The following is a 9,326-nucleotide window of genomic DNA, read 5'->3' on the forward strand; positions in this document are numbered from 1 at the left end:
TATTAACCTGATGCAAAGAAATCCTAGAATAGCATAGACGAAATTTGCCGTTTTTACCGCCTCCTTAACTCCTATGGCTTTCACTTGGCTCCGACACCACATTTTGGGATTGCAAGACTGGCAACCGGAAGAATACCAAACCCTGCTACAAACGGCCTCTAGTTTTCGTGAAGTTCTTTCGCGACGTACCAAGAAAGTGCCGGCCTTACAAGGTCAAGTGGTGACAAATCTTTTTTTTGAACCTTCCACCCGCACCCGTAGTAGTTTTGAACTAGCGGCGAAACGTCTTTCGGCCGATGTTCTTAATTTTGCCCCGGGTAGTTCCAGTTTGACTAAGGGGGAAACGATTCTCGATACCGCTTTAACCTATGTGGCCATGGGTACGGATATTTTTGTTATCCGACATCAACAGTCGGGAGTTCCCGATTTAATTGCCGCAGAAATGGATCGTTTGCAGTCGGGGGTCAGTATTCTTAATGCTGGGGACGGTCAACACGAACACCCCTCCCAGGGACTTTTAGACCTGTTTACGATTTGTTGTCTATTAGATGATGAAAATCCCCGTTTAGAACTTTTAGAGGGCAAAAAAATCGCTATTGTTGGGGATATACTCCATTCTCGTGTGGCTCGTTCCAATATCTGGAGTTTAACTACGGCAGGGGCGGAAGTACATTTGTCCGCACCCCCTACCCTACTGCCGAAATATTTTGGGGAATTGTGCGATCGCATATTTCTCCACTGGGATTTAGAACCAGCTTTAGAAAAGGCCGATTTTGTGATGACCCTGCGACTGCAAAAAGAACGAATGACTGCCAATCTTTTGCCCAGTTTACGCGAATATCATCAAAGTTTTGGCATTACTCGTCCTCGTTTGCAATCCTGTCAACCGGGGGTGAAGGTACTTCATCCAGGTCCTGTGAATCGGGGAGTGGAAATTAGTTCCGATTTAATGGACGATCCCGATTTTAGTCTGATTTCCCAACAAGTTACCAGTGGTGTCGCTGTCAGAATGGCTTTGTTATACCTGATCGGTAATCTTCGCGGCGATCGGTAAAAGTTTCTCAGGGATTTGCTCTTTTAGTCTGGTTTCATTGAAACAATCCTAAAGTTTCTATCAAGGTAAATATCATACTTTCTTCCTCCCTCACACACAGCATCTTCTGCTTCAAATAGGTTAGTCTCAACATCAAATTTCATCGCTTTAGGATTCCTACAACCCTGTTTTAGCAAAGCATCAGTCAACCGTGATTTCTCTTCTGGAGTCAAAGCTCGATAATCACTACTATTAGCTTGACCTGCATAGATTGACATCCCCATAATACTAAGGGATAGTAAGCTTATGATCGATTTGGTCTTCATTTTTTCAATTTCCTGAATACAATAAAAACATCATGGCAAGGGTTTTAAACCCAAATTTTCGGTAATTAGTTCGGCACGATTACCGATCAACTATATCTTAGGGGAAGCATACCTAGATTGCAATAAGTATAAATACTCAAGCTATCCCTAGGGCTTTTCTAGAAACTTTGACCGATACCGAATTCCGTTCTCAAGGGACTAGATATGGCAACCTACTCCTTTCTTTTTTAACTAGGGTTGGCTGAATAAATCTAAGGCTCTTCCGAACTTGTCATGTAAAATTAAATAAAAAACAGACAATTATTGCTAACCAATAAAACAATAATTTATCTTTAAAAGTTCACTATGCTTGCAATACAGCAATTTATTGGTTAAAATATAGACAGCCAAGACCAGAAATTTTAGACACAAGCTATACTTATGCCATCAAATCCACAATTAAAGTTAATGACCGAGCTACTTCACCTAGAAGAAGTTGTAGTTACCAATTATCAAATTATTACCGATATGGCAATTGTTTTACATTTAGAAAATATGTCAAGAGAAAGCCAGTGCATTCATTGTGGAAGTAAAACGGAAAAAGTTCATTAAAACAATGAATTAACAATCCGAGATTTACCCTTTGGAGAACAGGCATTATATCTGAGAATCAATCGTCGTCAGATGAGATGGGAGAAATGTGGGAAAAAATTCACAGAAGAACTAAATTATTTGCCGAAGAAAAGAACCTACATAGACAGATTTAGAAAAAAAATAGTGACCGAATTCCTGAATAGTGATCTCAAAAATACGGCAGAAAGAAATGGGGTAAGCGAACGAGAAATAGAAACGATGCTCAAAGACTTAGGAGAAGACTTAATAACCGCAAAACCTCAGGTTATAAAAAAACTAGGAATAGATGAAATAGCCATGATAAAGGGAAAAGGAAATTACTATGCTGTGTTAGTAAATATAGACCAAGGGAAAATTGTAGGCTTAGTAGAAAAAAGAACAGAAGAAGCATTAACATAATATCTGAAACACTGGGGAGAAGAGGTTTTGAGCCAAATAGAGGAAGTAAGTATAGACCTGTTGATAGGGTATAAAAATGTGGCAGAAAAACTAATGCCTCAAGCTCCAATAGTAGGAGATAGATTCCATGTAATGAAACAAGTAAATAACGAGCTAGATGAAGCCAGAAAGGAGGTAAAAAGAGAGGCAGCCAAGATAAAAATAAGAAAAATAAAGAAAATATCTTAGCAGGAATAGCCAAGAGCAAATATGCCTTGTTAAAGAATGAAGGAGACTTAGTAGAGAAAGAAAAGAAAAAATTGGAAGAAGTATATAAAGTGTCTCCAAAACTTGGGGAAATGCACAAATTAAAAGAGGAATTTAGAGAAGTATTTGAGAAAAATACGGAGGGGAATGAGGGATTATTTGCCTTGAGCGATTGGATAAAAAAGGCGATGGCTTACTTTCCTAAAAGCTGCCAGACAATTCGGCGGTATATTGACGAAATAACTGCCTATTTTGATAACCGAACAACCCAGGGAATAGGGGAAGGAATTAACAATAAACTGAAGGTGATTAAAAGGAGAGGCTATGGATTTATAAACTTTAAAAACTTTAGTCTTAGATGTTTATTAAATTGGCATTTTGCTAGTTAATTTTACATGGTAAGTTCGGAAGAACCTAATTTTTGTTGAAATCCTATGAGTAAGGGTATAATTAAACTAAGAAATCAACATTTTCAGCTAAAGCCATGCAATTAGCCTTAGAACAAATTATCGTCAATCCCGGTCAACAGTTACTTTTAAAAGAGCTTAACTGGCAAAAATTTGAGACAATATTATCAGAATTAGGAGAAAGTCGTGCTTCTCGGTTATCCTACAGTAACGGAATATTAGAAATTATGGTACCTTTACCCGAACATGAAAAAGATAAAGAAATCATTAGTTATATGGTTCAGTTTTTGTTAGAAGTACTCAATATTGATTTTGAACCGTTAGGATCAACAACATTTAAAAACGAGCGGATGAATCAAGCGGTTGAACCTGATGCCTGTTTTTATATTAAAAACTATCAGGCCGTTATTGGCAAAAATAGACTTAATTTAGAAAGTGATCCCCCCCCTGATTTAGTCCTAGAAATTGATATTACTTCCCGTACCTATTTAGATAATTATCGACAGTTAGGTGTTCCCGAACTGTGGCGTTATACTCAAAGTGGCCTACAGATTAATTTATTACAAGAAGGAGAATATATTGAGTCTTTAAGCAGTCCCAATTTTCCTCAGATACCGATTATTGAATTAATTAATCAATTTGTTAAACAAAGTCAACAACTGGGGAGAAGTGAAGCCATTAGAAACTTTAAAAATTGGCTGACGGAAAATATAGATAATAAGTACCTAGGCAAAATTATTTACACATGACGATCATTGCCCCGTAAGGGTTTTAGCTCGATCGGGCAGGTAATTAATTTTGCATGACTACTTAGTGGCTCTTCGTTACTTGTTATGGTTCGATAGGGGGGCATAAATCGACTAAATCCTTATCTGGCAAGAGACTTAATTGATTAGTTCGCTCTAGATAAAAAACAATTGACAAAAATCGCTACAAACCGAAGAGCCATAATAGTTGAAAAATCCTAACATTTTTGACTTAGATAAATTTGTCCGTCGAGAGTTGTATAAACTTCTTGCGGTTCAATGATTCAGTTTGTTACTAGAATCTAGGCTCTTCTGGTTTCTGTGTGTAAACGAGGTCTATACTGATAGTTTCTTCTTTCAAAATAGTCCTAAAAGTCTTGCCCAGTAAGCATTTAACCTTACATAAGCAAAAATTATCACACAGTCATTGTTTTGAGCAGGGAATTTTTTAACCTCAGTGGGTGTGGATAAATCAGACAGGACAGGGGTTACAGCCGTTGGTGCTAGTTATGAAAGTACCATGGTTATTCATTCCTCGTAGTTCGATTTTTACTTTGATAATTAATCAATTCACCGAGGCCGATTAAAATTCTAGAAACTAGCAGAATGAGAGCCTCTTGATTAAGAAAATATCCCGTAGAGGCTGTTAAAAAGTTACTGTTTTCTTGTCAGTTAAATTTTGTTAAGATAATGGCCAAAAACTACAATTTATGGTACGAAAAGAGGTAAGTCGAAACCGAGTTTGATTTTTGCTTACTCTAAATCAGAAAGAGCATTGGGCAAGATTAGCTAACTATCCCTTTTTTGCCTCTTCCAAGTCATGATAATGCTGATAAGCGCCGATTTCGGGGTTAAAGGGGGCGATTTCTTCAGTTACAGTTAATCCCAAACCTTCTAACATTGCTTGTAGGACAGAATCGGGGGCCAGACGCAGGTAATCGGGATTAATTTCTAGGGCTACATGACGATTACCGAGGTGATAGGCCGCTTTGAGGAGTAAATCGGTTGAAGGGGCGGTAATAGTGATAACTGGTTCTGGTTTAGCGATAATTTGAACAATTTCGCCGTTTTCTCCCCGCAGGAAATCGCGATCCTGTAGAATGGTGCCGCGGGGTAAACGAAAACAGAGGGAAAAACCCTCGGGACTGTCGAGACGATAACGGCTGCGGGTGCGTTCTTCGGCCGTAAGTAGAAGGCTAAAAACTACCGTTTCTGGGGGAGGTGGACTAGCGGTATGACGGGGGGGTAAGCGCTCGGTAAAAGTTAACATGATATTGGTCAATGGGAAAAAACATTCTTATTGTAGCCCTGACTCCAACTTGACCCGAAAAACTGAGGAACTTTTTCTATTTATTTTCCCGCTGCAGACGAATCATCTCATTTTGCACCTGTCGTCTCAAGTTATCATCGCTACTAATCCGGTTAGTAATGGCGTTAAATTGAGCGGCGGTGAAGCCATTATCTTGGACAATCTTTTTTGATTTATTACAATAATCTACGGCAATTCTTTGGGCATTAGCTGGAAGATTATTAAAGCTTTCCCGTTGGTTACAGGTAATTGCTGGGGGACTTTTCCCTAAAATTTGCGAAATTGCCTGATAAGCTTCTTTTCTTTCGGTTTCGATCCACAAAACTGCTTTGGCATAACGTTTGATTTGGTCAGCCGTAAAATCTTGAGTATAAGCGGAAGACTGAAAACTAACCACCTCCGTCGTCCAAGAAAATTCGGGAATCACACCGCCAAGAATGGCGATTACTGCCAAAAAAGTCACAATAAAAGAACGTCTTAAGCTTTGACCTAGATCGGCTAGGGGATAGCAGTAAATCACCATGCGAGTTTGTCGCTGAATAGATAATGATAGCAAACTTTCCAGTTAAATCCTGCTTTTTTGAATATTTTTAACGATCATAAGTTCCAATTCTAGCCAATATCTCCTGGTCCCGAACCTTAATTTTTGGGCAGAAATTGCTTTGGTAAACTTTTTTAACGTTTTTGGGGGCAAAATTAGTCAAAAATCTTTGAGAGAACCGATGAACGATTTTTGGGAAGTTAGGATGCCTATCGCTTTTAGAGAATATTTATCGGCAATTTCGCCATCTAATCTCTTTTTATTAGCTTATATCGCTGTAAATCTCTCGCTTGTTCCCTTTTTTCTCTCCCCTGGCGGGGAATTGGGGGGAAATCTAGATAAATTAAAGGTTTCAGCGATTCCGATCGAGACAATTCCCGCTTAGAATAATGCAGTGGAATATATAGCCAATGAGGATTTGAGGCATTATTTAGTGATCTCGATCCTGGCGAGTCCTCAACAGGGGAACCATAATAAACTACTGACAACCACCCTAAACTCAGAAAAACCGCAAAAAAAGGAGTTAGCGCATGAATAAAGGTGAATTAATCGATCAAATCGCTCTCAAAGCCTCTGTCACCAAAAAACAAGCAGATGCTGTTCTCACTGCCGCCATCGAAACCATTATCGAAGCGGTTTCTGAGGGGGACAAAGTAACCCTAGTAGGATTCGGTTCCTTCGAGGCCCGGGAACGTCAGGCCCGGGAAGGACGCAACCCAAAAACCGGCGATAAGATGGAGATTCCGGCCACTCGCGTCCCGGCTTTCTCGGCGGGTAAACTGTTTAAAGACAGAGTGGCTCCGGATAAGGAATAATTACTGTTGAGTTTCGTTCGCTGTAAGTCTTTTGCCTAGACCTAAACATGGTGGTAATCTTGACTGGGCGGCCGCAATTGCTGGCTGTCCGGTTTCCTCTATTCTCGATTTTTCTGCCAGTATCAACCCCCTCGGTCCGCCGGAAAGCGCCCTAACCGCTATTAAAAGCCATTTAACCAGTCTGACTCGTTATCCTGACCCCGCGTATTGGCAGTTGCGTTCTGCCCTCGGTCAATGGCACAATATCGGACCAGATTGGATTCTCCCGGGCAATGGTGCGGCTGAGTTATTAACCTGGGCCGGTCGAGAATTGGCCTCATTTGATAGTGTTTATGTACTAAAACCCGCTTTTAATGATTACGAACGGGCCTTAAAAAGTTTTGGTGGTAAAATCTGCCAACATTCCCTGAATTTAACCAGTTTAAAGCCGGTTAATCCCGAAAAACAAGGCTTATTACTCAATAATCCCCACAATCCCACGGGGAAACTCTGGACGGTGGCGGCCATTCGTCCCTATCTATCGCAATTTGGTTTGGTGGTAGTGGATGAAGCTTTTATGGATTTTTTACCCCCCCAACAACAGGAGAGTTTAATATCTCTGTTGCCGGAATATCCTAATCTCGTGATTTTGCGTTCCCTAACTAAATTTTACAGTCTCCCCGGTTTACGTCTAGGATACGTCCTCGCTCATCCCGATCGCCTGTTACAATGGCAAAAATGGCGGGATCCTTGGTCGGTGAATAACTTGGCTGTGGTTGCCGCTATTGCGGCAATTGAAGATAGGGATTTTCAACAACAAACTTGGGACTGGTTAACGGCAGCCCGCGAGGATTTATGGCGGGGATTAGCTAATTTTCCGCAATTACAACCCCAAACCAGTGCCGCTAACTTCCTCTTAGTACAATCTCAATCTTCCTGTTTACCGCTACAGGAAGCTTTATTAAAATATCATCGAATTTTCATCCGCGATTGTCTCAGTTTCCCCGAATTGGGCAGCAATTATTTTCGGGTCGCTGTCCGTTTACCGGCAGAAAATCAACGATTATTATCGGCTTTAGAGAGTATTTTAGCCGCGTCTGATACTAAATCCGTTGAGTAACGCACAGAAAACGGGTTTCTCGGAGAAACCCGTTTTCTACTCATGCAAATTAACAACAAAAAGGCTCCCGCCAACTAGACGGGAGCCGCTGCCATCGAACTAAGGAAAATTAGTCGAGGTCAGGCATTGCCAATGCGGGTTCAGTCTCGCGGTCAATTCCTTTCTCGAAACCGGCGGCGGCGGCGCGAGCGCGTCCAGCGTGCCAGAGGTGTCCAATCAGGAAGAAGAAGGCGAGGGTGAAGTGAGAGGTAGCCAACCAAGCGCGAGGAGACACATAGTTAAACGAGTTAACATCAGTGATAACCCCACCCACAGAGTTCAAGGAACCTAAAGGAGCGTGGGTCATGTATTCAGCCGCGCGGCGTACTTGCCAGGGTTGTACGTCATTTCTGATTTTGTCGAGGTCTAAACCGTTAGGACCGCGGAGGGGTTCTAACCAGGGACCGCGGAAATCCCAGAAACGCATGGTTTCACCACCGAAGATGATTTCACCAGTGGGAGAGCGCATCAGGTACTTACCTAGACCAGTGGGGCCTTGGGCAGAAGCGACGTTAGCACCTAAGCGTTGGTCACGCACCAAGAAGGTGAAAGCTTGAGCTTGGGAAGCTTCCATACCGGTCGGACCGTAGAATTCACTGGGATAGGCGGTGTTGTTAAACCAAACGTAAACGGCGGCGATAAAGCCCATCATGGAAAGAGCGCCCAAGCTGTAGGACAGATAGGCTTCTCCAGACCAGATGAAAGCGCGGCGCGCCCAAGCAAAAGGTTTGGTGAGAATGTGCCAGATACCGCCAGCGATACAGATTAAGCCAATCCAGATGTGACCGCCGATGATATCTTCCATATTGTTGACGCTGATAATCCAGCCTTCGCCACCGAAGGGAGCTTTGGTCAGATAACCAAAGATAACTGCGGGGTTGAGGGTAGGATTGGTGATGATGCGGACGTCACCGCCACCAGGGGCCCAGGTATCATAGACACCGCCAAAGAACATGGCTTTAAATACCAACAACAGCGCACCACAACCCAAGAGAATCAGGTGATAACCGATGATGTTGGTCATTTGGTTTTTGTCTTTCCAGTCGTAACCGAAGAAATTAGAGTATTCCTCTAGGGTTTCCGGTCCGCGGATAGCGTGGTAGATACCACCAAAACCGAGTACAGCCGAAGAAATTAAGTGCAGAACACCAGCGACGAAGTAGGGGAAGGTATCGACTACTTCACCACCCGGACCGACCCCAAAACCGAGGGTAGCTAAGTGGGGAAGCAGGATTAAACCCTGTTCGTACATCGGTTTTTCGGGGATAAAGTGGGCGGTTTCAAACAGGGTCATTGCCCCGGCCCAGAAAACGATTAAACCAGCGTGGGCGACGTGAGCGCCGAGCAGTTTACCGGAGAGGTTGATAAGACGAGCGTTACCGGACCACCAAGCGAAGCCGGTGGAACTTTGGTCACGACCGGTAGCGGTAGGGATATTAGAGAGCGTTACCACGCGGGAGAACCTCCTCAGGGAAGATAAAGTTTTCGTGGGGTTGGTCTTGGGGAGCCATCCAAGCTCTCAGACCTTCGTTAAGCAGAATATTTTTAGTGTAGAAGGTTTCAAATTCCGGGTCTTCGGCCGCTCTCAATTCCTGAGAAACGAAGTCATAGGCCCGTAGATTAAGCGCTAATCCAACCACACCCACAGCACTCATCCATAAACCAGTCACGGGGACAAAGAGCATGAAGAAGTGTAACCAACGTTTGTTGGAGAAAGCGATGCCGAAGATTTGCGACCAGAAACGGTTCGCAGT

The 9,326-nt window shown here is 42.5% G+C and carries 9 protein-coding genes and 2 pseudogenes; 6 read left to right on the forward strand and 5 right to left on the reverse strand.

The features are described from left to right. Nucleotides 1-73: 73 nt before the first annotated feature. Nucleotides 74-1,054, forward strand: coding sequence for an aspartate carbamoyltransferase catalytic subunit (locus tag EWV66_RS02260; RefSeq protein ID WP_052277018.1), 981 nt, complete (start codon nucleotides 74-76; stop codon nucleotides 1,052-1,054). 23 nt (nucleotides 1,055-1,077) lie between these two features. Here the strand turns inward: EWV66_RS02260 and EWV66_RS02265 are convergent, their stop codons facing one another. After that, on the reverse strand, nucleotides 1,078-1,359 hold the full coding sequence (locus EWV66_RS02265; protein ID WP_002788965.1) for a hypothetical protein: 282 nt from the start codon (nucleotides 1,357-1,359) through the stop codon (nucleotides 1,078-1,080). Nucleotides 1,360-1,779: 420 nt separating this feature from the next. Between EWV66_RS02265 and EWV66_RS24300 the strand changes: the two are divergent. Continuing rightward, nucleotides 1,780-3,005: pseudogene (locus tag EWV66_RS24300) on the forward strand (ISL3 family transposase). A gap of 95 nt (nucleotides 3,006-3,100) precedes the next feature. Continuing rightward, the gene (locus tag EWV66_RS02285; protein WP_052277017.1) at nucleotides 3,101-3,772 is read left to right on the forward strand and encodes a Uma2 family endonuclease; all 672 of its coding nucleotides are present in this window, start codon (nucleotides 3,101-3,103) and stop codon (nucleotides 3,770-3,772) included. A gap of 790 nt (nucleotides 3,773-4,562) precedes the next feature. Here the strand turns inward: EWV66_RS02285 and ureE are convergent. Together ureE and EWV66_RS02295 are read right to left on the reverse strand one after the other, a co-directional pair. Continuing rightward, a complete protein-coding gene (gene ureE / locus EWV66_RS02290; protein WP_002747017.1) occupies nucleotides 4,563-5,039 on the reverse strand; it encodes an urease accessory protein UreE in 477 nt (158 codons plus the stop codon). A gap of 76 nt (nucleotides 5,040-5,115) precedes the next feature. Further along, nucleotides 5,116-5,601 carry a DUF4168 domain-containing protein gene (locus EWV66_RS02295; RefSeq protein WP_052277016.1) on the reverse strand — a complete coding sequence of 162 codons (486 nt, stop codon included), beginning with the start codon at nucleotides 5,599-5,601 and terminating at the stop codon, nucleotides 5,116-5,118. Nucleotides 5,602-5,800: 199 nt separating this feature from the next. Here EWV66_RS02295 and EWV66_RS02300 point away from each other — a divergent pair, with 199 nt between their 5' ends. From EWV66_RS02300 to cobD, 3 genes are all read left to right on the forward strand, one after another. Beyond that, on the forward strand, nucleotides 5,801-6,004 hold the full coding sequence (locus EWV66_RS02300) for a hypothetical protein (protein WP_002759569.1): 204 nt from the start codon (nucleotides 5,801-5,803) through the stop codon (nucleotides 6,002-6,004). Between the two features lie 145 nt (nucleotides 6,005-6,149). Further along, complete coding sequence (gene hbs / locus EWV66_RS02305) at nucleotides 6,150-6,434, forward strand: non-specific DNA-binding protein Hbs (RefSeq protein WP_002759570.1); 285 nt, start codon at nucleotides 6,150-6,152, stop codon at nucleotides 6,432-6,434. Between the two features lie 31 nt (nucleotides 6,435-6,465). Continuing rightward, nucleotides 6,466-7,533, forward strand: coding sequence for a threonine-phosphate decarboxylase CobD (gene cobD, locus EWV66_RS02310; RefSeq protein WP_287107754.1), 1,068 nt, complete (start codon nucleotides 6,466-6,468; stop codon nucleotides 7,531-7,533). 109 nt (nucleotides 7,534-7,642) lie between these two features. On the opposite strand, the gene psbC is transcribed toward cobD, so the two are convergent. Further along, nucleotides 7,643-9,025: a photosystem II reaction center protein CP43 gene (gene psbC / locus EWV66_RS02315; RefSeq protein WP_002739004.1), complete on the reverse strand. Its 1,383-nt coding sequence runs from the start codon at nucleotides 9,023-9,025 to the stop codon at nucleotides 7,643-7,645. Further along, nucleotides 9,009-9,326 (reverse strand): annotated as a pseudogene (locus EWV66_RS02320) (photosystem II D2 protein (photosystem q(a) protein)); the annotation flags it as partial. The gene psbC and the pseudogene EWV66_RS02320, both read right to left, overlap by 17 nt.

It is taken from the genome of Microcystis sp. M_OC_Ca_00000000_C217Col (genome assembly GCF_007095585.1).
Lineage (GTDB): Bacteria > Cyanobacteriota > Cyanobacteriia > Cyanobacteriales > Microcystaceae > Microcystis > Microcystis panniformis.